Source organism: Streptomyces sp. NPDC006997 (assembly GCF_040635175.1).
Lineage (GTDB): Bacteria > Actinomycetota > Actinomycetes > Streptomycetales > Streptomycetaceae > Streptomyces.
In genome coordinates, this window is the sequence record NZ_JBEYHH010000016.1 from 173,505 (window position 1) to 199,744 (window position 26,240).

The 26,240-nt window shown below is 73.1% G+C and carries 25 protein-coding genes; 8 read left to right on the top strand and 17 right to left on the bottom strand.

Going from position 1 to position 26,240, the window contains the following annotated elements; translation table 11 throughout:
- Positions 1-3: 3 nt before the first annotated feature.
- Positions 4-696, bottom strand: coding sequence for a polysaccharide deacetylase family protein (locus ABZ659_RS18155; protein ID WP_360220446.1), 693 nt, complete (start codon positions 694-696; stop codon positions 4-6).
- On the bottom strand, positions 693-1,589 hold the full coding sequence (locus ABZ659_RS18160) for a polysaccharide deacetylase family protein (protein ID WP_360220449.1): 897 nt from the start codon (positions 1,587-1,589) through the stop codon (positions 693-695). Before ABZ659_RS18160 ends, ABZ659_RS18155 begins: the two co-directional genes overlap by 4 nt.
- A gap of 144 nt (positions 1,590-1,733) precedes the next feature.
- Between ABZ659_RS18160 and ABZ659_RS18165 the strand changes: the two genes are divergently transcribed.
- Entirely contained in the window at positions 1,734-2,945 is a 1,212-nt protein-coding gene (locus ABZ659_RS18165; RefSeq protein WP_360220452.1) for a methyltransferase domain-containing protein, read from the top strand.
- 45 nt (positions 2,946-2,990) lie between these two features.
- Here ABZ659_RS18165 and ABZ659_RS18170 read toward each other — a convergent pair whose 3' ends face one another.
- The 5 genes from ABZ659_RS18170 to ABZ659_RS18190 form a co-directional block, all read right to left on the bottom strand.
- Positions 2,991-4,262 carry a sigma-70 family RNA polymerase sigma factor gene (locus ABZ659_RS18170; RefSeq protein ID WP_360220455.1) on the bottom strand — a complete coding sequence of 424 codons (1,272 nt, stop codon included), beginning with the start codon at positions 4,260-4,262 and terminating at the stop codon, positions 2,991-2,993.
- A 48-nt stretch (positions 4,263-4,310) separates the two neighbouring features.
- Positions 4,311-4,664 (bottom strand): YciI family protein, encoded by a 354-nt coding sequence (locus ABZ659_RS18175; RefSeq protein ID WP_360220458.1) that lies wholly within the window; start codon positions 4,662-4,664, stop codon positions 4,311-4,313.
- Between the two features lie 110 nt (positions 4,665-4,774).
- Positions 4,775-5,845, bottom strand: a complete 1,071-nt coding sequence (locus ABZ659_RS18180) for an LCP family protein (protein WP_360220461.1) — start codon at positions 5,843-5,845, stop codon at positions 4,775-4,777.
- A gap of 82 nt (positions 5,846-5,927) precedes the next feature.
- A complete protein-coding gene (locus ABZ659_RS18185; protein ID WP_360220464.1) occupies positions 5,928-7,280 on the bottom strand; it encodes an endo-1,4-beta-xylanase in 1,353 nt (450 codons plus the stop codon).
- 123 nt (positions 7,281-7,403) lie between these two features.
- Positions 7,404-8,456, bottom strand: coding sequence for a LacI family DNA-binding transcriptional regulator (locus ABZ659_RS18190; protein ID WP_360220467.1), 1,053 nt, complete (start codon positions 8,454-8,456; stop codon positions 7,404-7,406).
- Between the two features lie 213 nt (positions 8,457-8,669).
- Here ABZ659_RS18190 and ABZ659_RS18195 point away from each other — a divergent pair, with 213 nt between their 5' ends.
- From ABZ659_RS18195 to ABZ659_RS18210, 4 genes are all read left to right on the top strand, one after another.
- Positions 8,670-10,037 (top strand): extracellular solute-binding protein, encoded by a 1,368-nt coding sequence (locus ABZ659_RS18195; RefSeq protein WP_360220470.1) that lies wholly within the window; start codon positions 8,670-8,672, stop codon positions 10,035-10,037.
- Positions 10,034-10,933 (top strand): sugar ABC transporter permease, encoded by a 900-nt coding sequence (locus ABZ659_RS18200; protein ID WP_360220473.1) that lies wholly within the window; start codon positions 10,034-10,036, stop codon positions 10,931-10,933. The genes ABZ659_RS18195 and ABZ659_RS18200 overlap by 4 nt, the downstream gene beginning before the upstream one ends.
- Before the next feature lie 61 nt (positions 10,934-10,994).
- Positions 10,995-11,846, top strand: coding sequence for a carbohydrate ABC transporter permease (locus ABZ659_RS18205; protein ID WP_360220554.1), 852 nt, complete (start codon positions 10,995-10,997; stop codon positions 11,844-11,846).
- A gap of 53 nt (positions 11,847-11,899) precedes the next feature.
- A complete protein-coding gene (locus ABZ659_RS18210; RefSeq protein ID WP_360220476.1) occupies positions 11,900-14,209 on the top strand; it encodes a glycoside hydrolase family 3 N-terminal domain-containing protein in 2,310 nt (769 codons plus the stop codon).
- Between the two features lie 17 nt (positions 14,210-14,226).
- Here the strand turns inward: ABZ659_RS18210 and ABZ659_RS18215 are convergent, their stop codons facing one another.
- From ABZ659_RS18215 to tsaB, 5 genes are all read right to left on the bottom strand, one after another.
- Positions 14,227-15,423, bottom strand: coding sequence for an NAD(P)/FAD-dependent oxidoreductase (locus ABZ659_RS18215; protein ID WP_360220479.1), 1,197 nt, complete (start codon positions 15,421-15,423; stop codon positions 14,227-14,229).
- Positions 15,424-15,592: 169 nt separating this feature from the next.
- Positions 15,593-15,859 carry a hypothetical protein gene (locus ABZ659_RS18220; protein ID WP_360220482.1) on the bottom strand — a complete coding sequence of 89 codons (267 nt, stop codon included), beginning with the start codon at positions 15,857-15,859 and terminating at the stop codon, positions 15,593-15,595.
- Positions 15,856-16,947: a tRNA (adenosine(37)-N6)-threonylcarbamoyltransferase complex transferase subunit TsaD gene (gene tsaD / locus ABZ659_RS18225; RefSeq protein WP_360220485.1), complete on the bottom strand. Its 1,092-nt coding sequence runs from the start codon at positions 16,945-16,947 to the stop codon at positions 15,856-15,858. Before tsaD ends, ABZ659_RS18220 begins: the two co-directional genes overlap by 4 nt.
- Positions 16,940-17,434, bottom strand: a complete 495-nt coding sequence (gene rimI, locus ABZ659_RS18230) for a ribosomal protein S18-alanine N-acetyltransferase (protein ID WP_360220557.1) — start codon at positions 17,432-17,434, stop codon at positions 16,940-16,942. Before rimI ends, tsaD begins: the two co-directional genes overlap by 8 nt.
- A gap of 35 nt (positions 17,435-17,469) precedes the next feature.
- Entirely contained in the window at positions 17,470-18,123 is a 654-nt protein-coding gene (gene tsaB, locus ABZ659_RS18235; RefSeq protein WP_360220488.1) for a tRNA (adenosine(37)-N6)-threonylcarbamoyltransferase complex dimerization subunit type 1 TsaB, read from the bottom strand.
- Between the two features lie 112 nt (positions 18,124-18,235).
- Here tsaB and ABZ659_RS18240 point away from each other — a divergent pair, with 112 nt between their 5' ends.
- Entirely contained in the window at positions 18,236-18,790 is a 555-nt protein-coding gene (locus tag ABZ659_RS18240; RefSeq protein WP_360220491.1) for a hypothetical protein, read from the top strand.
- 14 nt (positions 18,791-18,804) lie between these two features.
- On the opposite strand, the gene ABZ659_RS18245 is transcribed toward ABZ659_RS18240, so the two are convergent.
- The 5 genes from ABZ659_RS18245 to ABZ659_RS18265 form a co-directional block, all read right to left on the bottom strand.
- Positions 18,805-18,981 (bottom strand): hypothetical protein, encoded by a 177-nt coding sequence (locus ABZ659_RS18245; protein WP_360220494.1) that lies wholly within the window; start codon positions 18,979-18,981, stop codon positions 18,805-18,807.
- Between the two features lie 200 nt (positions 18,982-19,181).
- On the bottom strand, positions 19,182-19,775 hold the full coding sequence (tsaE, locus tag ABZ659_RS18250; protein WP_360220497.1) for a tRNA (adenosine(37)-N6)-threonylcarbamoyltransferase complex ATPase subunit type 1 TsaE: 594 nt from the start codon (positions 19,773-19,775) through the stop codon (positions 19,182-19,184).
- Positions 19,741-20,994, bottom strand: a complete 1,254-nt coding sequence (locus tag ABZ659_RS18255) for an alpha/beta hydrolase (protein ID WP_360220500.1) — start codon at positions 20,992-20,994, stop codon at positions 19,741-19,743. The genes tsaE and ABZ659_RS18255 overlap by 35 nt, the downstream gene beginning before the upstream one ends.
- Positions 20,995-21,116: 122 nt before the next feature.
- Positions 21,117-22,289: an alanine racemase gene (gene alr, locus ABZ659_RS18260; RefSeq protein WP_360220503.1), complete on the bottom strand. Its 1,173-nt coding sequence runs from the start codon at positions 22,287-22,289 to the stop codon at positions 21,117-21,119.
- Between the two features lie 115 nt (positions 22,290-22,404).
- Positions 22,405-23,838: an NAD(P)H-hydrate dehydratase gene (locus tag ABZ659_RS18265; RefSeq protein ID WP_360220506.1), complete on the bottom strand. Its 1,434-nt coding sequence runs from the start codon at positions 23,836-23,838 to the stop codon at positions 22,405-22,407.
- A gap of 144 nt (positions 23,839-23,982) precedes the next feature.
- On the opposite strand from ABZ659_RS18265, the gene ABZ659_RS18270 reads away from it, so the two are divergent.
- Positions 23,983-25,128, top strand: coding sequence for a hypothetical protein (locus ABZ659_RS18270; RefSeq protein ID WP_360220509.1), 1,146 nt, complete (start codon positions 23,983-23,985; stop codon positions 25,126-25,128).
- Positions 25,129-25,168: 40 nt separating this feature from the next.
- Positions 25,169-25,546, top strand: coding sequence for a nuclear transport factor 2 family protein (locus ABZ659_RS18275; protein ID WP_360220512.1), 378 nt, complete (start codon positions 25,169-25,171; stop codon positions 25,544-25,546).
- The last annotated feature ends 694 nt before the right edge of the window (positions 25,547-26,240 follow it).

Here is a 26,240-nt window from a genome sequence, read left to right on the forward strand (position 1 = left end):
CCGCTACAGGTAGTCCTCCAGGCGGCCCACCCGCAGCCCCGCCGCCGCCACCTCCCGCAGCACCCGCCGGGTGCGGGTCACGACCGCCGCGCGGTCGGCGTCGTCCGGGGTCACCGAGATGATGTCGCCGGGGCCCAGGCGGTGCGGGGCACGGGTGTAGCGCAGGCCGGTGCCGGTGGCGGTGGCGCGCCAGAGGGTGACGGCGGTGACGCCGCAGTCGGCGGCGGCGCGGCGGGTCGTGAGGTCGTGGGTGCCGTACGGGGGGCGCAGCAGCCGGGGGCGGACGCCGAAGCGGGCGTGGAGCTTGCGCTGCTGGCCGCAGATCTCGGCGCGCTGCCCGGCGTACGGCAGGCCGCGCAGGGCGGTGTGGTCGAGGGTGTGGTTCTGCAGGCCCGCGCCGACCGAGCGGAGCCGGGCGAAGTGGCCGTAACCGGGGCCCGCCACCCGGTCGGTGAGGAACAGCGTCACCGGGAGCCGCAGGTCGCGGATGGTGGCGACGAAGCGCGGGTCGCGTTCGGCGCCGTCGTCGTAGGTGAGGAAGACGACCGGGTCCCGGGTCGGCACCCGGTCGACGACGGGCGGCAGCCGGGACTCGGTGCCCGCCGCGCGGGCGTCCGCCCGGGGCGCGGGCTGCTGCGCGCACCCGGCGGCGACGGCGGTCAGGAGCAGCAGCGGGAGCACGGCCCGGGGCCTCACAGGTAGTCCTCCAGGCGGGCCACCGCGTAGCCCTTCGCCGTCACCTTGTCGAGGAATCGGCGCATCATGTCGGGCATGGTGCCCTTCCAGTGCGCGCGGCCCCGGAAGTGGCTGAGGACGATGTCGCCGGGGTGCAGGTCGCGGTCCCACTCGCGGTAGTCCCAGTGGTCGACGAAGACCTCCTCGCTCCACAGCGGCACGTACTTGATGCCGCAGGACTTCGCCGCGATCAGCGTGCTCTTGTCGTAGTTGCCGAACGGCGGGCGGAAGAGCGTGGGGCGGGTGCCGTAGCGCTTCTCCATGACGGCCTGCATCCCGCAGATCTCCCGCTCCTGGCGGGCGTACGAGAGGGCGGGCAGGTAGGGGTGGTGGAGGGTGTGGTTGTTGAGGGTGGCGCCGTCGGCCCGCATCCGCCGGAAGTAGCCGTAGTCCTCCTTGATCAGGTAGTCGCTGAGGAACGCGGTGTACGGGATCCCCAGCTCGCGCGTCATGCGCAGGAACTCCGGGTCCTTCTCGGCGCCGTCGTCGATGGTGAGGAAGACGACCTTGTGGCGGGTGGGCACGGTGGTGAAGACCGGGGGGAGGTTCCGGTTCCGGTGGCCGTCCACCTCGAAGCCCTCGCGGGTGCGGATGCGGGGCTTGCGGGCGGGTGGCGGCGGGGCCGTCAGCGGTACCCGGCGCAGGTGCCAGCGCCGGGCCGCCGCTACCCGGGCGGTGTGCGCGGCCTGGAGCCGGGTGGCGTAGGAGTGCAGGGCGCGGGCGGCCGGGGCGTGCAGGTGCGGCTGCTGGCCGGGGGCGGGACCGGCCTCGGCGCCGGAGCCGAGGGTGCCGGGCGCGCACGCGGAGGCGATGGTGGCGGTGGCGGCGAAGCCGAGCAGCAGGGCGCGCCTCACCCACGCCCTCCCCCTCCCGCCACCTTGTCCTACATCGTTTTGTCCTACTACTCGCATGGTGCGGGATCCTCGCAGCACCCCCGCCCCCGCCCCCGCCGACACCGCCGCCCATCCCCGCACCATCCACCGACTGGCCGACAGCGCGTGCCGGGGACCGAAGACAATGAGGCGGTGAACGAACCGGTGAACGACCCCCTCGCCCCCCTCCGCACCCCCGAGGGCCTGGCCCTCCTCGACGCGGTGCGCGGCACCGACCCCGCCCAGGAACTGGCCGTCGCCACTCGGCTGCGCCGCGAGCACCCCGCCGAGCTGGTGTCGGCGGCGCTGGGGCAGGCGCGGTTGCGGCAGCGGGCGGTGGCCAAGTTCGGGGCCGAGGACGCGCCGCGGATGTTCTTCACCCCGCACGGCGTCGAGCAGTCGACGCGGGCGAGTGTGGCGGCGTACCGGGCGCGGCGGCTGACCGCGCTGGGCGTGACCTCGGTGGCGGACCTGTGCTGCGGGATCGGCGGGGACGCGATCGCCATGGCCCGCGCGGGCATCCGGGTGCTGGCCGTGGACCGGGACCCGCTGACGGTGGCGGTGGCGCGGGCCAACGCGGAGGCGCTCGGGCTCGCCGGGCTGGTCGAGGTGCGGCAGGCGGAGGTCACGGAGGTCGACGTCTCGCCGTACGACGCGGTGTTCGTCGATCCGGCGCGTCGGGGCGGGCGGGGGCGCGTCTTCGACCCGGAGGCGTACTCCCCTCCGCTCTCCTGGGCCGTGCGCGCCGCCGCGCGGGCCCCGCACGCCGCGCTGAAGGTGGCGCCCGGCATCCCGCACGAGGCGGTGCCGCCGGAGGCCGAGGCCGAGTGGGTCTCGGACGGCGGGGACGTGAAGGAGGCGGTGCTGTGGTTCGGGACGGAGCCGGGCGCCGTCCGCGCGACCCTGCTGCCCGGTCCGCGCACGCTCCTGGGTCGCGGGCTGCCCGATCCGGAGGTCCGGCCGGTGGGGCGGTACCTGTACGAGCCGGACGGCGCCGTCATCCGCGCGCACCTGGTCGCCGAGGTCGCCGAGGAGCTGGGCGGCGGACTCCTCGACCCGACGATCGCGTACGTCACCACCGACACCGCCCGCCCGACGCCGTACGCCACCGGGTACGAGATCACCGACCACCTGCCCTTCAACGTCAAGAAGCTGAAGGCGCTGCTGCGGGAGCGGCGGGTCGGCACGCTGACCGTGAAGAAGCGGGGGTCGGCGGTGGAGCCGGAGGAGCTGCGGCGGAAGGTCAAGCCGCAGGGTCCGGGCGCGGCGACCGTGTTCCTGACCCGGGTCGCCGGGGCCCCGGCGATGCTCGTCGGCCAGCCGCTGGCAGGCGGCTAGGGCGTCCTGCGGAAGCCCCGCCTGCCGCCCGGCGCCTGGCACGCCCTAGCGGCCCTCCGCGCGGCCCAGCAGCAGCTCCCGTTCCCGCGCGTTCCGGGTCAGCGCCGCCGCGCGCGCGAACTCCGCGCGCGCCTCCGTCGTACGCCCGAGGCGCAGCAGCAGGTCGCCGCGGACGCTGGGCAGCAGGTGGTAGTCGCGCAGGGCGGGTACGGCGACCAGGCCGTCCACGATCTCCAGTGCCGGTCCCGGCCCCTCGGCCATGGAGACCGCCACCGCGCGATTCAGCTCGACGACGGGCGACGGGGCGCGGGCGGCGAGCATGGCGTACAGGGTGGCGATCCTGGCCCAGTCGGTGTCGTCGTAGGACGGCGCGTGGGCGTGGCAGGCGGCGATGGCGGCCTGGAGGGCGTACGGGCCGAGGGGGCCGCCGGTGGTGGTGGCGCGGGTGAGGGCGGTGATCCCGCGGGCGATGAGCAGGCGGTTCCAGCGGGCCCGGTTCTGGTCCCTGAGCAGGACGGGGGTGCCGTCGGGTCCGGTGCGGGCGGCCATCCGGGACGCCTGGAACTCCAGCAGCGCGGCGAGGCCGTGCGCCTCGGACTCCTCGGGCATCAGCCCGGTGAGCTGCCGGGCGAGGCGGAGCGCGTCCTCGCAGAGCGCCGGGCGCAGCAGGTCGTCGCCCTCGGTGGCGGCGTACCCCTCGTTGAAGATCAGGTAGATGACGTCCAGCACGGAGCCGAGGCGGGCCTCGCGGTCCGGGCCGTACGGCACCTCGAAGGCGACGTTCCTGCGGGCGAGGGTGCGTTTGGCGCGGACGACGCGCTGGGCGACCGTCGGCTCGGGCACCAGGTAGGACCGCGCGATCTCGGCCGTGGTCAGACCGCCGAGCAGCCGCAGCGTGAGCGCGCAGCGGGCCTCGGCGGACAGCACCGGGTGGCAGGTGGTGAAGACGAGGCGGAGCAGGTCGTCGTCGATGTCCTCGGGGTCGGCGGGCTCCGGCGGCGGGGCGGCGTCGGCGAGGTCGCGGCCGATCTCGGCGAGCTTGCGGGCGTAGTTCTCCCGGCGCCGGACGAGGTCGACGGCGCGGCGGCGGGCGGTGGCGGTGAGCCAGGCGCCGGGGTTGTCGGGGATGCCGTCGCGGGGCCACTGCTCCAGGGCGGCGACGAGGGCGTCCTGGGCGAGTTCCTCGGCGATGCCGACGTCCCGGACGACGCGGGCGGCGGCGGCGATGACCCGTGGGGACTCCATGCGGAAGACGGTCTCCACGGTCTGGACGGTCTCGACGGTGGAGCGGGTGTCTGCGGTGGGCTGTGGTCGCACAACCCACCATCAGACACCTGTCGGGCTCCCAGGCCAAGCGTGTTCTGCTCAGCCCTCCACGACCTCCCGCACCTCGCAGAAGAGCTGGAACTCGTCGCCGTGGATCTTCAGGAACCGCTTGGTCCACTCGATCGCCTCGGCCCTGTCCTTGCACTGCATGAGCGCGTAGCCGCCGACGACCTCCTTGGTCTCGGTGAACGGCCCGTCGGTGACGGACGCCCGCTCGCCGTCCCAGTGCACGCGGGTGCCCTGCGCGGTCGGCGTCAGCCCGGCGGTGTCGAGCAGCACCCCGGCCTTGGTCATCTCCTCCAGCAGCTCTCCCATCCGCTGCATCAGCGCTTCGCTCGGGCCGTCGGAGGCGGTGTTCTCGTCGATCGTCACGAGCGACAGGAAGCGGGGCATGGTGACTCCTCGGATCGGTGGTGGCGGGGTCTCTCCCCGCCTCTCACCCTTGCGTCGATCGGGAGAGGCGCGGATCGACACGCCGCCGGAAAAAAATCACGGGAATCTTCTCAGCGCAGCGACTCCCACAGTTCCCCCGCCTCCGGCTCGTCCGCCACCACCCGGTTGCGGTCCCACGTGGCCGGGACCACCGGCATGGTCACCGTCGTCACGTTCTCCGCCGCCAGGCCCCGCAGGCTCCGCCCCAGCCCGATCAGCTCGCCGAGGGAGTCGAGCCCGGTGTCGGTGGTCAGGTTGCCGGTCACCGTGTCGGCGACGCGGTAGAGACCGGCCGGGTCGGTGAGCAGGCTGGTGGCGGAGACCTGGGTGAGCAGGGCCTTCACCAACTGCTGCTGGAGTTCGATGCGGCCGAGGTCGCTGCCGTCGCCGACGCCGTGCCGGGTGCGGGCGAGCGCGAGGGCCTGCTCGCCGTCGAGGTGGTGGGTGCCCGCCTCCAGGGTGAGGTGGCTGTCCTCGTCGTCGATGTCCTCCCCGGTGGTGACGGTGACCCCGCCGAGGGCGTCCACCAGCTTCGCGAACCCGGCGAAGTCCAGTTCGACGTAGTGGTCCATGCGGACGCCGGTGAGCGTCTCGACGGTCTTGACCGCGCACACCGGCCCGCCCACCGCGTAGGCGGTGTTGAACATGGCGTTCTGCTGCTCGTAGGTCTCGCCGCCGTCCTCCAGCGGGCAGGACGGGCGGGTGACGAGGGTGTCACGCGGGATGCTGACGACGGTCGCCGCGGTGCGTCCGGCGTCGAGGTGGACGACCATCGCGGTGTCGGAGCGGGCGCCGCCCTCGGGGCCGCCGCCGAGCTTCCGGTTCTCCGCGCCGGTGCGCGAGTCCGAGCCGAGGACCAGGATGTTCAGGGAGCCGGTGGGCACCGGGGAGGCGGTCGTCCCCGCGTCGGCCGGGGTGGTCTCGGCGCGCGGCGGCCGGTCGTCGCCGAGGGCGTTGTTGATGTCGACGCCGGTGATGTTGTCGTTGAGGTGCCAGTAGACCCAGCCCGCCGCCCCGGCCCCCAGCGCCAGCGCTCCGGCGAGGGTGAGGCCGACGACCTTCAGCAAGGTCGGCCGTCGGCCCACTGGTTCGCCGTCGTCGCTGTTCCCGTTCTCGTCACGTCCCGCCACACACAGGAACATAAGTGCGAAATATTACGCGGGGGAACGTGAGCCGCCTTTTCTTGGGAAAATCTCAGATTCCACGACGTCCTGACGTGCCTGGTCAGCCCAGCGTCACGACGGGCACCGGATTGCCGCCGCTCCAGGTGCCGTTGAACCCGAACGTCACCGAACCGCCCCGCGGGACCGTGCCGTTGTAGGAGGCGTTGGTGCAGGTGACCGCCGCGCCCGACTGGGTGCAGGTGGCGTTCCAGGACTGGGTGACACGTTGGCCCGCGCCGTAGGTCCAGGTCACCCGCCAGGCCGAGAGCGCGGTGTCGGCGCAGTCGACGCGCACCTCGCCGGTGAAGCCGGTGTCCCACTGGTTGACGACGCCGTAGGTCGCCGTGCAGCCCTCGCCCGGTGGCTCGGTGGTCCCGCCGAGGGACGCGGCGATCGCGTCGTACGCCGGTTTCGGCGCGTAGGCCTCGTCGTACGGGGTGGCCGCGCCGTAGCCCTCGAAGAAGTCCGGGATCCAGGAGTCGGAGTCGGTGAAGCCCCACACGGTGGCGCCGGTGCAGCGGTCGACGGCGACGCAGGCGTCCATGACGGCCCGGTAGTCGGCGGCCTGCTGGGCCAGCTTGGCCTCGGTGGCCGGGAGCTGCATCCGGATGTCGAGCTCGGTGATGGCGACGTCCACGCCGAGGTCGGCGAAGCGCTGGATGTTCTGCTGGAGGGTGCCGGGGACCTGGCCGAGGATGAGGTGCGCCTGGAGGCCGACGCCGTCGATCGGGACGCCGCGTTCCTTCAGGGACCTGACCAGGTCGTACAGGGCGGTGGACTTCGCGTTGACGCCCTCGACGTTGTAGTCGTTGATGTAGAGCCGGGCGTCGGGGTCGGCGGCGCGGGCCCGAGTGAGCGCCTCGGCGATGTAGTCCTGGCCGAGGGCGTCGGACCACAGGGTCTGGCGGTAGGTGCCGTCCTCGTTGAAGGGCTCGTTGACCACGTCCCAGGCGGCGACCCGGCCCCGGTAGCGGGTGACCTCGGTGTCGATGTGGTCCATGAGCAGGGTGCGCAACTGTGCGGGCGTGAAGCCGCCGTCGGTCAGCCAGGACGGGTTCTGGCTGTGCCAGACGAGGGTGTGGCCGCGCACCCGCTGGCCGTGGGCTTCGGCGAAGTCGACGATCTGGTCCGCCTCCGCCCAGTTGAAGGAGGAGCGGCTGGGCTCGACCGACTCCCACTTCATGGCGTTGCCGGGGGTGAGCCAGTTGAACTCGCGGGCGGCGACCTCGGCGTATGTGCCGTTCAGCTTGGAGCCGGTGACCGCGGTGCCGATGGCCTTGCCCTGGGCGGCGGCGAGGTCGCGCAGGGGGGCGTCGGCGGCGTGCGACGCGGGGGCGGCGAGGAGTAACGCGCCGGCCGTGGCGAGGCCGGTGACCAACGAGGTGAGGGAGAAGCCTGATCTCAGAGATCTCATGCGGGTGCCTCCGAAATTTTCGGCTGTAAAACCGATTGACTTCGGTGGAGTGTTGGCGTCACCGCCCCCTCCGTCAATACGGCGACTTCCGGACAGCCCGCTCCCGGCCACCGCTTCCCGGCGTCAGAACGGCGGCGCCCCCGTGCTGCTGCGCACCACCAGACTGGTCGCCAGCTCCACCCGGGTCGCCGCGGAGGTCGCGTCGTCCCCGCGCCCGAGTTCGAGCACCAGCCGCGCCGCCGCCTCCGCCATCTCCGTGAGGGGCTGCCGTACGGTCGTCAGCGGCGGGCCCACCCAGCGGGCCACCGGCAGGTCGTCGAAGCCGACCACGCTGACGTCCTCCGGGATCCGCAGCCCCAGCTCGCGCGCCGCCTCGTACAGCCCGAGCGCCTGGAGGTCGTTCCCGGCGAAGACCGCGGTCGGCCGGTCCTCGCGGCGCAGCAGCTGGAGCCCCAGCCGGTAGCCGGACTCGTGGTGGAAGTCACCCGGCCTGATCAGGTCGGGGTCGACCGGCAGCCCCGCGGTCTCCAGGGCGGCCCGGTAGCCGTCGACGCGGGCCCGGCTGCACATCATCCGGGACGGCCCGGTGATCGCCCCGATCCGGGTGTGGCCCAGTTCGACCAGGTGCCGGGTGGCGGCGAGGCCGCCCTGCCAGTTGGTGGCGCCGATGGACGGCACGTCGGTGCCGGGGTCGCCGGCCGGGTCCATCACCACGAACGGGATGGAGCGGCTGGTCAGCAGCGCCCGCTGGGACTCGTCCAGCTCGGACAGGACCAGGATCACCCCGTGCGGGCGGCGGGCGGCGACCTGGTCGGCCCAGGTCCGGCCCGGGGTGAGCCGCCCCGCGCTCTCGGAGAGGACGACGCTCAGCCCCGCGTCCCGCGCGACGTTCTCCACCCCCCGGATGACCTCCAGGGCCCAGGCGCTCTCCATCTCGTGGAAGACCAGGTCGAGCAGGGGCGAGCGGGTCGCCTCGGCCCGCCGCCGCCGGTAGCCGTGGGTGCGCAGCAGTTCCTCGACGCGGGTGCGGGTCGCCGGGGCGACGTCCGCGCGGCCGTTGAGGACCTTCGAAACAGTCGGCGCGGACACACCGGCCTCACGGGCGATCTCGGCGAGGGTCGCGGTCTGCGGGGACCGTCCTGTCGTCTGGGTTTGAGCGCGTTCCGGGGCAGTCATGCTGGCGATCGTATCTCTGCACGCCCTCTTGACGGACCCCCTGCGGCGCCATAGGTTCCCCAAAACATTCGGAACGTCATCCGAAACATTCGCGTTACGGGACCGCATCACGTGCCGGAAGCAGTGTCGCAGCACGTGCCGGGACCCGCACCGCTCCGGTGGCGCCCGAACCAACGCTCATCCACGTGCTCGACATTCGCGAGAGGTGCGGTCATGGAGTCCACAAGAGGGCAGTCCAACGGCGGGCGGCCCGGCGGCGCAGGCCAGGACAGCCGGACGTTCAGCAGGCGCTGGGTCCTGGGAGCCGGCGCGACCACGTTGCTCGGCGCCGGTCTGACCGCCTGCGGATCCGGCGACGGCTCCGGCGGCAGCGGCGGCGGCACCCTCACGGCGTTCGTCTACGGCGACGACGCGGTGAAGGTGCAGCAGGCGGCCGTGGACCGGTTCAACAAGTCCGCCGCGGCCAAGAAGGCGGGCGGCAAGATCAAGCTGGAGCGGATCCCCGGCTCCGACTACTCGCCCAAGCTGCGCACCGCCATGGGCTCGCCCAGCGCCCCGGACCTGTTCTTCAACTGGGGCGGCGGCTCCATCAAGCCGTACAAGGAAGCCAACAAGATCGTCGACCTCACCGAGATCATCGAGGACGACAAGGTCCTCAAGGACGGCTTCCTGCCCTCGGTGCTCTCCGCCGGCGACCTCGACGGCCACCACTACGGCATCCCGATGCGCGGGATGCAGCCGGTGATCCTCTTCTACAACAAGTCCGTCTTCGAGGAGCACAAGCTCCAGCCGCCCACCACCTGGGACCAGCTCCTCGACAACAACGCCAAGCTGAAGAAGGCGGGCATCACCCCCTTCGCGCTCGGCGGCTCCGACACCTGGCCCGAGCTGATGTGGCTGGAGTACCTCGTCGACCGCATCGGCGGCGAGCAGGTCTTCCGGCGCGTCCAGAACGGCGACTTCGAGGGCTGGGGCGACCCGGCGATGCTCCGGGCCGCCGAACTGGTGAAGGAACTCGTCGACGACGGCGCCTTCGGCTCCAAGTTCACCTCGGTGTCCTACGTCAACGGCGGCGCCCCCGCGGTCTTCGCCAAGGGCAAGGCCGCCATGCACCTGATGGGCTCCTGGGAGTACTCGACCCAGCTCGGCAAGTTCCCCGACTTCGCCAAGAAGAACCTGGGCTGGGCCGCCTTCCCCAGCGTCGAGGGCGGCACCGGCGACATCAGCAACGTCGTCGGCAACCCCACCAACTACTGGTCCATCCACAGCCGCGCCGGCAACAAGGACGCCGCGATCGCCTTCCTCAGGGAGTGCGCCTCCCAGCAGTACGCCAAGGACCTGGTCGCCAACGGAGACGTGCCGACCACCTCCAACGCGGCCCTGCTGCTGAACAAGGCGCCCAACCCGGAGTTCGCCAAGTTCCAGTACGAGATGGTCGAGAAGGCCACCGCGTTCACCCTCTCCTGGGACCAGGCGCTCGGCGACGAGCTGGGCACCAAGATGCACACCGAGATCAGCAAGCTGTTCGCGGGGAAGTCCTCCCCGCAGCAGTTCGTGGATGCCTGCAAGGGGCTGAAGTGAGCGTTACGGTCCCTGAGAAGACCGCACGGACCGGCAGGTCAGGCAGGACCCGGGTGGGGCGTCCGCACGCCGCCTGGGCCCTGCCCGCCGTCCTGTTCTTCGCGTTCTTCGCGATCGTCCCGATGGCGCTGGCGTTCTACCTGTCCTTCACCAAGTGGGACGGCCTCACCGACCCGCAGCCCGTCGGCTTCGACAACTGGCAGCGGCTCCTGGACGACCCGCGCCTGACCCAGTCCCTGACGCTGACCATCCTGCTGACCGTCACCAGCTGGCTGTTCCAGACCGTCGTCGCCCTGCTGCTCGGCGTCTGGGCGGCGGGCCCGCAGCGCAACCGGGCGATCCTGTCCGCGATCTACTTCACGCCGCTGCTGCTGTCGTCCACCGCCGTCGCCATCCTGTTCTACGCCCTGCTCGACCCGAACTTCGGCATCATCCAGAAGGACACCCTCGGCTCCACCAACGGCGCCTTCCTCGCGATCGTGTTCGTCGGCGGCTGGCAGTTCATGCCGCTGCACACCCTGATCTACCAGGGCGGCGCCCGCCAGATCCCCGCCGTGCTCTACCAGGCGGCGGCCATCGACGGCGCGGGCCGCTACCGCCAGTTCTTCTCGATCACCCTGCCGCAGCTCCGCCACACCATCACCACCTCCTCGGTGCTGATCATCGTCGGCTCGCTGACCTACTTCGAGACCGTCCTGATCCTCACCAAGGGCGGCCCCGGCACCGACACCGCGATCCTGCCGTACCTGATGTACGAGGCGGGCTTCCGCAACTACGACTTCGGCTACGCCAGCGCCATCGCGTCCTTCCTGGTCCTGGTGGCCACCGGCCTGTCCCTGCTGCTGGTCCGGCTGACCGGCTTCGGCCGTATGCGCAGCACCCGCGAAGGGATGTGACGTCATGTCGCACGACACACTGCCGCGCCCCGCCAGGACCCGTGGATCCTCGCCCCAGCACATGAACAGCGCGCACCGCCGCCGACGCCGCCACTGGACCAGGCGCGCCAACCCGGTCGCGGGCCTCGGCTCGCTGGTCTGGCTGGTGATCGTCCTGATCCCGGTCTACGCCATGCTGTCGGCGTCCCTGACCCGCCAGGAAGACGCCCTCACCGGCAACCCGCTCAAGCCCCCGAGCAACCCCACCCTCGACAACTACAACACCGTCCTCGAGAGCGACTTCGCCCACCTGCTCACGAACACCGCGATCGCCGCGGTGTCCGTCGTCGCCCTCGTCCTCGTGCTGTCCATCCCGCTGGCCTACGTCGCCGTCCGCACCCGCAACCGCTGGTCGGGCACCGCCTTCCGGGTCTTTCTGCTCGGCGTGGCCATCCCCGCGCAGGCGGTCGTCGTCCCGCTGTACCTGATCATCTCCGAACTCGGCCTCTACGACAGCCTGCTCGCCGTCATCCTCCCGACGGCGGCCTTCGCCATGCCCGTCTCGGTGCTGGTGCTCGTCGGCACCCTGCGCGACATCTCCGAGGAGATGTACGAGGCCATGGCCCTCGACGGCGCGTCACCCCTGCGGATGCTGTTCCAGCTGACGATCCCGCTGGCCAAGGGCGGTATCAGCACCGTCGTCATCTACTCCGCGCTCCAGGCATGGAACAACTTCCTGTTCCCGTTGATCTTCACCCAGTCCGACGGCCCGCGCGTGCTCACGCTCGGCATCTTCAACTACGTCAGCCAGTTCGGCGTGAACATCCCGGCGCTGCTCGCCTCGGTCGTCCTCTCCGGCATCCCGATCTTCGTCGTCTACCTGGTGGCCCGCCGTGCCCTGGTCAGCGGCCTGATGGGGGTGGGCGGCAAATAGGACCCGGCACCCGCACCCGCCCTCTGACGACGCCTCTCAACGACTGGAGTTCCATGACCACCGCCCCTTGGCGCGACCCCGCCCTGCCCGCCGCCGCCCGCGTCGACGACCTCCTCGCCCGCATGACTCTGGAGGAGAAGACCGCCCAGCTGTACGGGGTGTGGGTGGGCGCCGCCACGGACGGCGACGGAGTCGCCCCGCACCAGCACGACATGACCGTCGACTTCGACTGGGACGATCTGGTCACCCGGGGTCTCGGCCAGCTCACCCGCCCCTTCGGCACCGCCCCCGTCGACCCGGCGACCGGCGCCCAGGCCCTCGCCCTGGCCCAGCGCCGGATCAGCGAGGCGGGCCGCTTCGGCATCCCCGCGCTCGCGCACGAGGAGTGCCTCGCCGGGTTCACCGCCTGGCAGGCCACCGCCTACCCGGTGCCGCTCGCCTGGGGAGCCACCTTCGACCCCGCGCTCGTCGAGGAGATGGCCCAGCACATCGGCCGCGACCTGCGCTCGGTCGGCGTCCACCAGGGCCTCGCCCCGGTCCTGGACGTCGTACGCGACCTGCGCTGGGGCCGGGTCGAGGAGACCATCGGCGAGGACCCGTACCTGGTCGGCACCGTCGGCGCCGCCTACGTCCGGGGCCTGGAGTCGACGGGGATCGTCGCCACCCTGAAGCACTTCGCCGGGTACGCCGCCTCCGCGGGCGCCCGCAACCTCGCGCCCGTGCGCGCGGGCGTCCGCGAGTTCGCCGACATCACCCTGCCCCCGTTCGAGTTCGCCCTGCGCGAGGGCGGCGCCCGCTCGGTGATGGCCGCGTACAACGAGACCGACGGCGTGCCCGCCTCCGCCGACGTCCACCTCCTCACCGAACTCCTCCGCGACACGTGGGGCTTCACCGGCACCGTCGTCTCCGACTACTTCGGCGTCGGCTTCCTGGAGACCCTGCACCGCGTCGCGGGCACCCCCGCCGAGGCGGCGCACGCGGCCCTCGAAGCGGGCATCGACGTCGAACTGCCCAGCCCGAAGTGCTACGGCGACGCGCTGACCGAGGCGGTCCGCGCGGGCGACGTCCCCGAGCGGCTCATCGACCGGGCGGCCCGCCGCGTGCTGCTCCAGAAGTGCGAGCTGGGCCTGCTCGACGAGGACTGGCAGTCGGAGCCCGGCGAGCGCATCGACCTGGACTCGGCCGCCAACCGCGCCCTGGCCCGCCGGATAGCCGAGGAGTCGGTGGTCCTCCTCGACAACCCGGACGCCGTGCTGCCGCTGGCCCCGGACACCCGGATCGCCGTCGTCGGCCCCCGCGCCGCCGACCCGCTCGCCATGCTCGGCTGCTACTCCTTCCCCTCCCACGTCGGCACCCACCACCCCGACAAGCCGATGGGCATCACCATCCCGACCGTCATCGAGGCGCTCCGCACCGAGCTGCCCGACGCCAAGGTGACCTTCGCGGAGGGCTGCGGCGTCGCGGACCCGGACACCTCCGGCATCGAGGAGGCGGTCGCGCGGGCCGCCGAGGCCGACGTCTGCGTGGCGGTCCTCGGCGACCAGGCGGGCCTCTTCGGCCGCGGCACCTCCGGCGAGGGCTGCGACGCCGCCGACCTGCGGCTGCCCGGCGCCCAGAGCGAACTCCTGGACGCCCTCGTCGCCACCGGCGTCCCGGTGGTGCTGGTGCTGCTCACCGGCCGCCCCTACGCCCTCGGCCGCTGGCACGGCCACCTCGCCGCCGCCGTCCAGGCGTTCTTCCCCGGCGAGGAGGGCGGCCCCGCCGTCGCGGGCGTCCTCTCCGGCCGCGTCACCCCCTCCGGCCGCCTCCCGGTCAGCGTCCCGCGCGACCCCGGCGGCCAGCCCTGGACCTACCTCCAGCCCCCGCTCGGCCTCGCGGGCGAGGTCAGCAACCTCGACCCGACGCCGTTGTACCCGTTCGGCCACGGCCGCTCGTACACGACGTTCGCGTGGACGGACTTCGGCGGCGCCGAGGAGACCGAGATCGGCACGGACGCCTCCTACGACATCGCTGTCAACGTCGCCAACACCGGTGACCGGGAGGCCGCCGAGGTCGTCCAGCTCTACCTGCACGACCCGGTGGCCAGCGTCACCCGCCCCGACGTCCGGCTGGTCGGCTACCAGCGGGTGCGCCTCGCCCCCGGCGAGAAGGCCCGCGTGACCTTCCGGTTCCACACCGACCTGTCCGCCTTCACCGACCGCACCGGCCGCCGGGTCGTCGAGCCCGGCGCCCTGGAACTGCGCCTCGCCGCCTCCAGCGCGGACGTACGGCACACCGCGCGCCTGACGCTGACCGGCCCGCGCCGCGAGGTGGGCGTGGACCGGCGACTGCGGTGCGAGACGGAGGTGACGGCCGCAGGGTGAACCCCGCACGGGTCGGCTCAGGAGGAGACGTCGGCCTCGGCCCTCCGCCGCTCCCGGTACTCCTCCAGCACGTTGAACACCGGTACCAGTCCCGTCGCCCGCACATCCACGCTGAACAGCCGCATCGCGGCCTCGCGGGCGGCGGGACCGCTCCGCAACTGCTCCCACAGCAGCCGGCGCACGCCCACCGTCTCGGGGGTACGGGCCGTCAGCGCCTGGAAGAAGTGCCGCGCCGCGTACTCGATGCCCGCCGAGTCCTCCGGCCGGGCCCGGTCGTACCCGTTGGCCCGCCCGTACCTGGCCAGGCACACCGCGTCCTCGACGCCCATGGTGAAGTCGATGCCGAGCAGCGGGTGCTGGTGGCCGACCGCGTCGCCGACCATCGAGATCCGGCCGTACTCGTAGGTCCTCCGGAGCCGGATCCCCTCCCCCGACCAGGTGATCCGCTCCGGCTCCCCGGCCGCCCGGAGCAGCGGGTCGTGCAGCTCCGGCGGCAGCATCGGCACGTAGTGCTTCTCCAGGTACGCCCGTACGTCGTCGTCCGGGGGCCGCTCCTCGGGGAGGTCCAGGGCGATCCCCAGCAGGTCGCGGCCCATCGCGTGGACGCGGGCGCAGCGCCCGTGCTCGTCGGTGATCACCCGGGCCTGCTCGTAGCCGGTCAGCCCGGTGCCCTCCAGCATCAGGGAGGCGGTGTGCGAGGTGACGGCCTGCGGCACGTCGCCGTACATCCGCTGGCGCACCGTCGACCAGCGGCCGTCGGCGCCGACCAGCAGATCGGCGCGGAACTGGGTGTCGAACTTGCCGCGCGTGGTGTGGACCGAGCCGTCGAGTTCGACGTTGAGCACCTGGACGCCGTAGAGCACCTCGGCCTCCATGCGGTCCATCAGGCTGTCCCGCATCGCCTGGACCAGGTCCGGGTACGGCGTGACGAGGGGCTGGGCGTCGGGCGGGAACCGCAGCTCCACGGGTTCGCCGCCGCCGTGCTCGTAGAGGGTGACACCGGTGCCGCGCACGCGCCGCTCGGGCGGCAGCTCGACCCCCCAGCGGTCCAGCAGCTCCAGGGCCGGCGGGAAGATCATCTCCGCCGTCGGCCGGGGCGTCGGCTGCTCGAAGACCTCGACCATCAGGGAGCGCCAGCCCTGGTCGGCGAAGGCGTGCGCGGTCGCGCAGCCCACCGGCCCGGCGCCGGCGATGAACACGTCCGCGTGGTTCATGGACACCTGTGGATCGGCCACTGTGGCCCCGTCCCTCGGGAACTGCGCCCCGGCCGGTACGCCGACCGGGGCCTGCCGGGCAGGTACGGTACGCCGCCCCGGCGGACGGCGGCGCCCGTCAGCCCCGTACGGCTGAACTACCGGCGTACGGCCTTGACCTGACCGGACGTCAGCGTGTAGGCCCCTCGGCCACCGACTCGAACCGCCAGCGGTGCACCGGGCGGCTGGTCAGCCCCTGGTCGGGCTCCGGCAGTTCGGGCAGGTCGGCGTCGTAGGGCGCGTCCCACCAGGTGATGACGAGGACCCGGTCCTGCGGGGCGCGGAAGACCTCCCGGCGCAGCGGCTCCCCGGCCAGCTCCTGGGCGCGGGCCCAGGCGAGGAGGTCCGCTCCCCGGCCGGGCACCGCCCGCGCCTCCCACATCAGGGCGACGGTCACGAGTACAGGTTCTCCCCGCTCACCTCGTGCGCGTGGTCGTGGCCGGGGCCGGGCACGTGCGGGTCGGTCACCGGCAGCGAGGAGTCGGCGGACAGGTCCCAGGCGGAGGCGGCCCGGTTCCGGGCGACCATCTCGGCGCCGAGCGCGGCGACCATCGCGCCGTTGTCCGTGCACAGCTTGGGCCGCGGCACCCGCAGCCGGATCCCGGCCGCCTCGCACCGCTCCTGGGCGAGCGCCCGCAGCCGCGAGTTGGCGGCCACACCGCCGCCGATCATCAGGTGGTCGACGCCCTCGTCCTTGCAGGCCCGTACGGCCTTGCGGGTGAGCACGTCGACGACCGCCTCCTGGAAGGAGGCCGCCACGTCCCGCACCGGCACCTCCTCCCCCGCCGCCCGCCTGGCCTCGATCCAGCGGGCCACGGCGGTCTTCAGCCCCGAGAAGGAGAAGTCGTACGCCGGGTCGCGCGGCCCGGTCAGCCCGCGCGGGAACGCGATCGCCGCCGGGTCGCCCTCGCGCGCGTACCGGTCGATGACCGGGCCGCCCGGGAAGCCCAGGTTCAGCACCCGGGCGATCTTGTCGAACGCCTCGCCCGCCGCGTCGTCGATGGTGGCGCCCATCGGCCGGACGTCGGAGGTGATGTCGGAGGACAGCAGCAGCGACGAGTGCCCGCCGCTGACCAGCAGCGCCATCGTCGGCTCGGGCAGCGGGCCGTGCTCCAGCTGGTCGACGCAGATGTGCGAGGCCAGGTGGTTCACGCCGTACAGCGGCTTGCCCAGCGCGTACGCGTACGCCTTCGCCGCCGACACCCCGACCAGCAGCGCACCCGCGAGCCCGGGCCCCGCGGTCACCGCGACGCCGTCGAGGTCGCGGGCGCTGACCCCGGCCTCCCTCAGCGCGCGCTCGATGGTGGGGACCATCGCCTCCAGGTGCGCCCGGGAGGCGACCTCCGGCACGACACCGCCGAAGCGGGCGTGCTCGTCGACGCTGGAGGCGATCGCGTCGGCCAGCAGGGTGGTGCCGCGGACGACACCGACGCCGGTCTCGTCGCAGGAGGTCTCGATCCCCAGGACCAGGGGTTCGTCAGCCATGGGACTCGGTTCCTTCGGAGTCGGGGGGCGTGTCGGGTACGGAGTGGGCGGGGTCGGTGAGCCGCATGACCAGGGCGTCCACGTTGCCCGGCTGGTAGTAGCCGCGCCGGAAGCCGACGGCCTCGAAGCCGAACCGCTCGTACAGCCGCTGCGCGGGCGCGTTGTCGACCCGGCACTCCAGCATCACCTCGGCGCACTCGAAGGCCGTCGCCGCCCGCAGCAGCTCGGTCAGCAGCCGGGAGCCGAGGCCGGTGCCCCAGCGGTCCCGGGCGACGGCGATGGTCTGCACGTCGGCCAGCTCACCGGCGGCGGCCAGCCCGGCGTACCCCACGACGCGGTGGCCGTCCACCGCGACCAGGTACCGCCGGGTCGCCCCGGGCCCGCGCGCGTGGGCCAGCTCGGACCAGAACATGCCCCGCGACCAGGCGTCCTCGGGGAACAGGTCCCGCTCCAGCTCAAGCACCGGGCCGATGTCCCACCAGCGCATCTCACGCAGGAGCAGGGGAGTCGTCTCGGGCGCGGTCACCTGGGCGTGACCACCTTGTAGTTCTTGGGCACCTGGGCGTCCGGCCGCCGCAGGTACAGCGGCCGGGGCGCCGCCAGCTCCTCCCCCGCGGCCAGCCGCTCCACCGCCAGCCGGGCCAGCGCGGCGGCGGAGACGTGCTCGGGCTCGTGGACCTGCGGGAACGTGTCGGGGTAGAGCAGCGCGCCCGCGCCGACCGCGGGCAGCCCCGCCACCTGCTCGGCGATGTCGGCGGGCCGGTCCACGGCCGGGTCGGTGAGCCGGGTGCGCGAGTCGGCGTAGCGCGCCCAGTACACCTCCTTGCGCCGGGCGTCGGTGGCCACGGCGAACGGGCCGGGCAGGTCCGCGGCGTACGCCAGTCCGTCCAGTGTGCACACGCCGTGCACCGGCACGCCGAGCGCCAGCCCGAAGGTGTCGGCGGTCATCAGCCCGACCCGCAGCCCGGTGTACGGGCCGGGACCGGTGCCCACGACGATCGCGGTGACGGCGTCCAGTGAGCGCCCCGCCTCCCGGAGCACCCGGTCGACGGTCGGCAGCAGCAGCTCACCGTGGCGACGTGCGTCGACCTGACCGGCGGAGGCGAGGACGTCCGTGCCGTCGTGCAGGGCGACGGTCACGGCGGGGGTGGCGGTATCCAGAGCGAGCAAGAGCACGCGAACAGCCTACGGCTCCCGCGCCGCGCGCACGGCCGCCCGGGTCGGGGGCGCCCGCACTGCTACGGTCGCCGCAGACCCGGCCGGACATACGAGGCAGAGGTGGACGAAGGTGGCAAGCAGCAGCTCGGGGATCGTGGTCGGGCTCACCGCGGCGGCCCTCGGAGCGGTCGGGTACCTCACCTACCAGGCGTCCGCCGACGTCCCCCTCGCGTTCACCCGCCCGCAGGCGGCGGCGTCCCTGGCGGCGCTGGCGTCCAAGGCCCCCCGCGACGTCCGGCACCCCACGGCGCTGCCCGCCCACTCCGGCACGGGCAGACGCGTCGTGTACTCCCTCGACGACGACCGGGTCTGGCTGGTCGAGGACGACGGCACGGTCCGGCGCACCTTCCGGGTCGCGCCCAGCGCGGTCGATCCGGCGCCGGGCGCCTACACCGTGTCGTCCCGCTCGGGCCGGATCACCGGCTCGGACGGCGTCCCCGTGGAGCACGTGGTCCGCTTCGCCACCGTGGAGGGGGTGACGGTCGGCTTCAGCGCCGCCGTGCCGGGCGCGATCCCGGCACCCGGCCCGAGCGCGCGCACGGGCGGCATCCGGGAGACGCGGGCGGACGGCGACGCGATGTGGGCGTTCGCGACGGTGGGACGCCGGGTGGTCGTGATCCCGTAGCGCCCCAGGCTCTTTCAGGCGGCTTCGCGCGCCCGCTCGACCGGTGCCGAGCCGCCGTACGGCTCCGGGTCGCGCGGCGGCCGGGAGATGAGGTCGGCGGCGGCGCAGGACGCCAGCAGGTCGCGCATGGACACGCCGTCGGGGAACCCGGGCACCACGCGGGGGGCCTCGTCTCGTTCGCTGACCGTCATGGGGCGCCTCCTGAAGTGCGGGGGCGGATGCGGTTAGGTATACCTAACCAACGCTGGATACCATCTGAACACGCCGAAGGCACCCCGCGCAACAAGGTCCCGACAACGTGTCGGAAAACGCGAGGGGTGGCGGCCGTGACGGTGAACGCTGAGGTCAGGCGGTGGGCACGCGGAATCCGGTGGAGGCCCGTGCGCGCCGCTCAGGCGGTGAGCACGCCGAGGTCGGCCCCGGCCCAGCGCTCCCCGATCCCGGTGAGGGTCACGTGGCGCACCTCGTCGGTGGTGTCCCCGACGGCCCGGTGGATGGCGAGGTGCAGCCGGTCGTCCGTCAGCTCCTCGACCTTGCCCTCGCCCCACTCGACCACGATCACCGAGTCCGGCAGCGAGACGTCGAGATCCAGGTCCTCCATCTCGTCGAGCCCGCCGGAGAGCCGGTAGGCGTCGACGTGGACGAGCGGCGGCCCCTCCCCGAGCGACGGATGGACCCGGGCGATCACGAAGGTCGGCGAGGTGACCGCCCCCCGGACGCCGAGCCCCTCGCCGAGCCCACGGGTCAGGGTCGTCTTGCCCGCGCCCAGTTCCCCGCTGAGCATCACGAGGTCACCGGCGCGCAGCAGCTTGGCGAGCCGACGGCCCAGGTCCCGCATCTGCTCGGGCGAGGTGACGACCAACGCGGTCTCAGCCGGACTCCCCGCCGGGGTCTCACCCGGATTCCCCACCGGGTTCTCAGGGTTCCCAGCCGGGTTCTCAGCCGGGTTCTCAGCCGGGTCGTGCGGTGCTGCTGGTGCTTCCATAGCCACTTACGGTAGCCCCTGCGGGCACGGCACCCACGCGCGTGAGCAGGTCCGCGAGCCGGTCGGTGACCACTTCCGGGTGCTCCAGCATCACCAGGTGCCCGGCGTCCGGTACGAGGACCAGTTCGGCGTCCGGCAGCAGGTCCGCGATGGCCTCACTGTGCTCACTGGGCGTCACCAGGTCCCGCACCCCGGCCAGCACCAGCACCGGTATGTCGGCGAAGTACACCAGCGCCTCGGTCTTGTCGTGCTCGGTGAACGCCGGGTAGAACTCCGCGACGACGTCGATCGGCGTCCCCTCGATCATCCGCTCGGCGAACCGCTCCACCGCCGGATCGATCTCACGGGCGGCGAACGAGTACCGCTTGATGATCCCGGCGAACAGGTCGGCGGTCGCCCGCCGCCCCTTCTCCACCAGCTCGGCCCGCTGCCCCAGCGCCCTCAGCACCCCCGGCAGCACCCGCCGCACCGCGTTCACCCCGGCGACCGGCAGCCCGAAGTTGACCTCGCCGAGCCGCCCCGACGACGACCCCACCAACGCGACCCCGACGACCCGCTCCCGCACCAGCTCGGGGTACTGGGCCGCCAGCGCCATGACCGTCATACCGCCCATGGAGTGCCCCACCAGCACGAGCGGCCCCTCCGGCGCGGCCACGTCGAGCACCGCCTTCAGGTCCTGCCCGAGCTGGTCGATGCTGACCGGCCGCCCCTCCTGGAGCTGCGCCACCCCGCGCCCGGACCGCCCGTGACTGCGCTGGTCCCAGTGCACGGTCCGCACGACACCGCGCAGCGCCGCCCGCTGGAAGTGCCAGGAGTCCTGGTTGAGGCAGTACCCGTGGCAGAACACGACGGTCACCGGGGCGGGCGCCTTACGGCCGAACAGCCGACGCCTGCGGGGCGCGAGCTGCGCCTCCGGGTCGACGTCGTCCACCTCGAAGTACAGCTCGGTGCCGTCCTCTGCGTACGCCTTGCCGGGCAGCCCGCGCAGGGCGCCGTACGGACCGGCGGAGTCCAGCGCGAGGCGGGCCTGCTGCCGCATCCCGCGCCCGACGGTCAGCCGCTCGATGGCGACGCCCGCCGCCGCACCCGCGGCCAGCACGCCTATCGCGGTGCCCGCTATGCCGGTCGCCCTGCGCCAGCTCCCCGCGGCGGCCCCCGTGGCGGAGGCGACGGCCGCGGCAGCCGCGTCCGCGACACCCTCCGCAGTGCTCTCGCTCACGTACCGCTCCTCTTCGCCGTACCCGTCCCTGCCGCGCTGCCGTGCCCCTCTGCGAGTTACCCGTCCGGCGGTCCGCTCACGTGCCCCGGGCACTCACCCGGACGTTTCACCCACATGGCCGCTCACTCCGCCGCCTCGTCCACATAGACGCGGGGAACGCGCGTCCCGATGCGGGTGACGATCTCATACGCGATGGTCCCGGCCGCCTGGGCCCAGTCCTCGGCGGTGGGCTCCCCGCGGTCACCGGGCCCGAACAGCACCGCTTCCGCACCCACCGCGGGCTCGTCGCCACCCAGGTCGACGACGAACTGGTCCATCGCGATCCGCCCGGCGACGGTCCGCCACTTCCCGCCGACCAGCACCGGCCCGGCACCGGAGGCGTGCCGCGGTACCCCGTCGGCGTACCCCAGCGGCACGAGGCCCAGGGTCGTCTCACCCGGCGTCGTGTAGTGGTGCCCGTAACTGACACCGTGCCCCGCCGGTACGCGCTTCACCAGGGCCAGCGAGCCGGACAGGGTCATCACCGGCCGCAGCCCGAAGTCGGCCGGGACGCCGACCTCGGGGCCGGGCGAGATGCCGTACAGCGCGATCCCCGTCCGGACGAGGTCGAAGTGGGACTCGGGCAGGGTCAGGGTGGCGGGCGAGTTGGCGATGTGCCGCACCTCGGGCCGCACGCCCTCCCGCTCGGCGTACCCGACCATCTCCCGGAACGCGCCGAGCTGCGCCGCGATGGACGGATGCCCCGGCTCGTCGGCGCAGGCGAAGTGCGACCACAGCCCGGTGACCCGGAGCAGCCCCGCACGCTCGGCGTCCAGGGCGGCGCCGACCAGCTCCGCCCAGTCCCCCGGCTGACAGCCGTTGCGCCCGAGCCCGGTGTCGGCCTTGAGCTGCACCCGAGCCGCCCGCCCGACGGCCCGCGCGGCCTCGCTGACCTCCCGCAACGCCCACATCGCGCTCACGGACACGTCGAGACCGGCGTCGATGGCCTCCCGCCAGGGCCCGCCCGGCGTCCACAGCCAGCACATGATCCGCACGTCGTCCGGCAGCCCGCCCCTGGCCCGCAGGACCAGCGCCTCCTCCGGCGTGGCCGTCCCCAGCCAGCTCGCCCCCGCCGCGACGGCGGCCCGCGCGCAGCGCAGGGCACCGTGCCCGTACGCGTCCGACTTCACGACGGCCATCAGCGCCGCCCCCGGAGCCCGCCCCCGCAGGGCACGCACGTTCGCCCGCAGCGCGGCCAGGTCGATCTCGGCGCGGGCGCGCAGCGGGGCGGTCGGCAGAAGTGCTGTCTCAGTCATCGCGCCCAGTCTCTCAGAGGGCACTGACACGAGGTCCCGCGTGCCGGGCGGGAGGGGGCCTGCGCACGGCGGCGTCACTACCGCCAGCCAGGCCCCTTCAGTCCGCCACGCCCCGTCAGTCACACACGTCCCGCCAGGCCCCCGGAACCGCCTCCGCGACGTCATGCGCCCCCACGGGAGCCCCGTCCGCCGCGAACCTCCCGGCCAGCCCGTGCAGATACGCCCCCACGCTCCCCGCGTCCAACGCCGACAGACCGGCCGCGAGCAGCGACCCGACGAGCCCCGACAGCACGTCCCCGCTCCCGGCGGTGGCCAGCCACGACGTCCCCGTGGCGTTCACCCGTACGGCCCCGCCCTCCGGGTCGGCGACCAGGGTGGTCGACCCCTTCAGCAGCACGGTCGCCCGATACCGCCGGGCGAGTGCGCGTACGGCGTCCAGCCGCCCGGCCTCGACCTCCTCACGGGCGACGCCGAGCAGGGCGGCGGCCTCTCCGGCGTGCGGCGTCATCAGAGTGGGCGCGGTACGCGCGCGTACGGCGTCGGGGTCGGCCAACCGCAGCCCGTCGGCGTCCAGCAGCACCGGCACGTGGGCGGCGATCACCTCACCCACGGCGGAGGCGTCGTCGGCGGCGCCCGGCCCCACGACCCACGCCTGCACGCGACCGGCGTGCCGGGGCCCCTGGTCCGACACGAGCGTCTCGGGGAACCGCGAGATCACGGCGTCCTTGGCGGGCCCGACGTACCGCACGGCACCGGCGCCTCCGCGCAACGCCCCCGCGACGGCCAGGACAGCGGCCCCGGGGTACCGGGCGGACCCGGCCGCGATCCCGACGACACCCCGCCGGTACTTGTCACTCTCGGCGCCGGGTACGGGCAGCAGCCGGGCCACGTCAGCGTGCTGGAGGGCCTCCAGCTGACCGCCGCCTTCCGGCAACTCCAGCCCGATGTCGACGAGCCGCACGACCCCGGCGTACTCCCGCGCGGGATCGACGAGCAGCCCCGGCTTGTACGCCCCGAAGGTCACGGTGAGATCGGCGCGTACGGCGGCCCCCCGCACCTCCCCGCTGTCGGCGTCGACCCCACTGGGCAGATCGACGGCGACGACGGCCCCGGGCCCCTTCCGGGCAACCTCGGCCAACTCGACGGCGACCCCCCGGAGCCCGCCCTTCCCCCCGATGCCGACAATCCCGTCGAGCACGAGGTCGGCCCGCCGGATGAGCGCCGGGGCGTCCTCGACGGAGGCGACACGCCCCCCGGCCCTCCTCAGGGCTGCGAGCCCACCCCCGTGCACCCGCTCGGGATCGAGAGGCACGGCGGCGACCCCCGCCCCCCGCCGGGCGAGCCGCGCCCCGGCGTACAGGGCGTCACCCCCGTTGTCCCCGCTCCCCACGAGCAGCACGACGCGCCGCCCGTACACCTTCCCCAGCAACTCGGCACAGGCGGCGGCGAGCCCGGCGGCGGCCCGCTGCATCAGGGCCCCTTCCGGGAGCCGTGCCATCAACACCCGCTCGGCCGCCCTGACGGTCTCCACGCTGTAAGCAGTCCGCATAACCCGAGTCTCTCCCGTCCACGCCGTCCCGTACCGATCAGTGCCGCCCCCATTGACGCTTCGCCACCCCGTTGCCAAACTCCCCCACCCCACAGGATGAATCGATTCACTCGAACCGGTTCGACGGAAGGACACCGGACTCTCATGGGACGCAGAGCCGCACTCCTGGCCGCCACCACCGCAACGGCTCTCCTCACCGCTGCGGGCGCCCTCACCACCGCCCCCACGGCAGCGGCGGCTGCCTGCGGCGAGGGCACGTACCACGCGGAGGCCACCCTGAACGGCAGCACCTGGACGGCCCGCCGGGGCGGCAGCACGGTCTACACGGGCACGGACATGCGTACGGCGGTCCAGTCGGCGATCAACAGCCTGACGTCCGGCCGCACGGCCAAGGAACGGGTGGTGGTCCGAGGCTCGGGCAGCATCCCGGCGTCCACCCGCATCAGCCTCCCCTCCTACACCGCCCTGGACGTCTGCGGCACGATCAACGTCACCGGCTCCGGCTCGGGCGACCAGGCCCCGGTCTACTCCAGGGGCACGAGGGACGTGGAGGTCCGGCACCTGAATGTCACCGGCACCCCGCTCTACGGCGTCTTCATGCGCAACGTCGTGAACGCGACCCTGGGCCAGATAGACATGCGCCTGTCGTCGGGCCTGGGCATCCGCATCGACAACAGGGGCGACACCTCGCAGTGGACGCGCAACGTCCGCATAGACAACGCCTACGTCTCCGGCGCCTCGAACCACGCGGTGGAAACGTACGGAGTGGACGGCCTGACGATCGGTACGGTGACGGCGAGGAACGTCGGCTACTCGGGCCTGCTCCTCAACCAGACCGTCAACGCCGTCGTGGGCAAGGTGGACGCGGACGGCGCGGGCACCGGCACGGGCTACGCGGCCTTCCGCATGGCCAACCGCAACGGCAGGGTGGGCAGCGGCTACCCGACCAACATCCGTGTCGGCGAGGTAGTGGCCCGCGGCGGCGGTCGAGGCGTCTTCTGCGTCTCGGAGAGCGGCGGCGCGGTCATCGACCGGATCACCCTCTCCCACACGGGCAACAACGCCATCCTCATCGAGAACTGCTACAACGTGAACGTCGCGGCGCAGGGCGGCACGGTGACGGGCGGCGGCGAGATCCGCCTGGCGGCCCGCACGGAGTTCCCGAACAACGACAACATCACCATCCAGAACCTGACGGTGACCGACTCGGCGATCCGGGAGTACCCCTGCGGCACGAACACCACGTTCCGCAACAACACCCTGATCAACAGCACCCACTCGGTCTGCTGAGCGCCCTCCCGTCCCCCACCCCGGCTGGTACTACTGGTACATGCAGGAAGAGACCGCGCGGTCAGCGATCGACACGTTCATCTCCGCCTTCAACGCCTCGGACGACAGCTATGTGACGTCGCTGCTCTCCCAGGCGCTGACCTCGGACGTGGTCTTCTGGGGCCCGCTGGGTCGCAGCGAGGGGATCGAGGCGGTCGAGCAGTTCGTCCTCGACATCCGACGCCACCCGGCGGGCGCCGGCACGATGGTGCGCTGCTCGGCGGTGGACATGCCGGACGAGTGGGCCAGGTACCAGTGGGTCTTCACCACCCCGGACGAAGGCCCCCGCCTGGCGGGAACGGACGTAGTCCACCTCCGCCGAAGCCTCATCGACCAGATCATCGTCTTCGCGGGCGAGATCAAACCGCCGATGCGGTGAGCGACGTGCGCGCGTTGCTGCGGAGCCCTGCTGAAGGGGTTGCCGTGGGGGCCGCCCGCTTCTTTTGCCAGGGTCGTGCTTCCACGCCCCGGCCTCAAGGGCGCTGCGCTGTCGCTCCGCGTCGCCTTCGGCGATGGCCCTTCGGGCCACCCTTGACCCCGGGCCGCTCCAGCACGGGTGAGAAGCGCGCGGGCGGCCCGGAAAGACGGGGGGCCGGGCCCTGTCAATCCCTTGGGCGGGTTTCCAGGCGGGCCGGGATGTGGGGGCGCGCTGGCGCCTCGCCAGCACGCCGGGCCGGTTTAGCGGCTTGCGGCCCGGTGGGGGTGGAGGGGTGTGCGCCGGGTGGGTGGCAGGGCTGGCCGGAGTGTGTGGGACGCGCTGGCACCTCGCCAGCACGCCGGGCCGGCTTAGCGGCAGGCGGCCCGGTGGGAGTGGAGGGGGCGCGGACCCTGAAGTGGGCTGGGCGGCAGGCATCGGAGGGGCGAGCAGAGCGTGTTGATGAGAAGAGCGGGGGCTGAGGGGCCAGGGAGCGAAGGGTGTGCCTCTGCTGTCACATCTGCCTCAGGAGTGAGGTGGGCGGGAGTGATTGGCGCCTTTGGCTCACCACCCACCCGACCCTTGCAGGAAGGACCCTGGACTCCTTCCTCCTGGTCAGGAACCCCGTGGGTCAAAAGGGCCAAACACTGCCCGGAGC

What these genes read in the sequence shown, in the direction of transcription:
- ABZ659_RS18195 (WP_360220470.1), top strand. Translation starts at nt 8,670, where the DNA reads ATGGAGTCCACAAGAGGGCAGTCCAACGGCGGGCGGCCCGGCGGCGCA.
- ABZ659_RS18180 (WP_360220461.1), bottom strand. Translation starts at nt 5,845, where the DNA reads ATGTTCCTGTGTGTGGCGGGACGTGACGAGAACGGGAACAGCGACGAC.
- ABZ659_RS18215 (WP_360220479.1), bottom strand. Translation starts at nt 15,423, where the DNA reads ATGAACCACGCGGACGTGTTCATCGCCGGCGCCGGGCCGGTGGGCTGC.
- ABZ659_RS18175 (WP_360220458.1), bottom strand. Translation starts at nt 4,664, where the DNA reads ATGCCCCGCTTCCTGTCGCTCGTGACGATCGACGAGAACACCGCCTCC.
- ABZ659_RS18205 (WP_360220554.1), top strand. Translation starts at nt 10,995, where the DNA reads ATGAACAGCGCGCACCGCCGCCGACGCCGCCACTGGACCAGGCGCGCC.
- alr (WP_360220503.1), bottom strand. Translation starts at nt 22,289, where the DNA reads ATGACTGAGACAGCACTTCTGCCGACCGCCCCGCTGCGCGCCCGCGCC.
- ABZ659_RS18245 (WP_360220494.1), bottom strand. Translation starts at nt 18,981, where the DNA reads ATGACGGTCAGCGAACGAGACGAGGCCCCCCGCGTGGTGCCCGGGTTC.
- ABZ659_RS18190 (WP_360220467.1), bottom strand. Translation starts at nt 8,456, where the DNA reads ATGACTGCCCCGGAACGCGCTCAAACCCAGACGACAGGACGGTCCCCG.
- tsaE (WP_360220497.1), bottom strand. Translation starts at nt 19,775, where the DNA reads ATGGAAGCACCAGCAGCACCGCACGACCCGGCTGAGAACCCGGCTGAG.
- ABZ659_RS18185 (WP_360220464.1), bottom strand. Translation starts at nt 7,280, where the DNA reads ATGAGATCTCTGAGATCAGGCTTCTCCCTCACCTCGTTGGTCACCGGC.
- ABZ659_RS18275 (WP_360220512.1), top strand. Translation starts at nt 25,169, where the DNA reads ATGCAGGAAGAGACCGCGCGGTCAGCGATCGACACGTTCATCTCCGCC.
- ABZ659_RS18270 (WP_360220509.1), top strand. Translation starts at nt 23,983, where the DNA reads ATGGGACGCAGAGCCGCACTCCTGGCCGCCACCACCGCAACGGCTCTC.
- ABZ659_RS18210 (WP_360220476.1), top strand. Translation starts at nt 11,900, where the DNA reads ATGACCACCGCCCCTTGGCGCGACCCCGCCCTGCCCGCCGCCGCCCGC.
- rimI (WP_360220557.1), bottom strand. Translation starts at nt 17,434, where the DNA reads ATGCGCTGGTGGGACATCGGCCCGGTGCTTGAGCTGGAGCGGGACCTG.
- ABZ659_RS18265 (WP_360220506.1), bottom strand. Translation starts at nt 23,838, where the DNA reads ATGCGGACTGCTTACAGCGTGGAGACCGTCAGGGCGGCCGAGCGGGTG.
- tsaD (WP_360220485.1), bottom strand. Translation starts at nt 16,947, where the DNA reads ATGGCTGACGAACCCCTGGTCCTGGGGATCGAGACCTCCTGCGACGAG.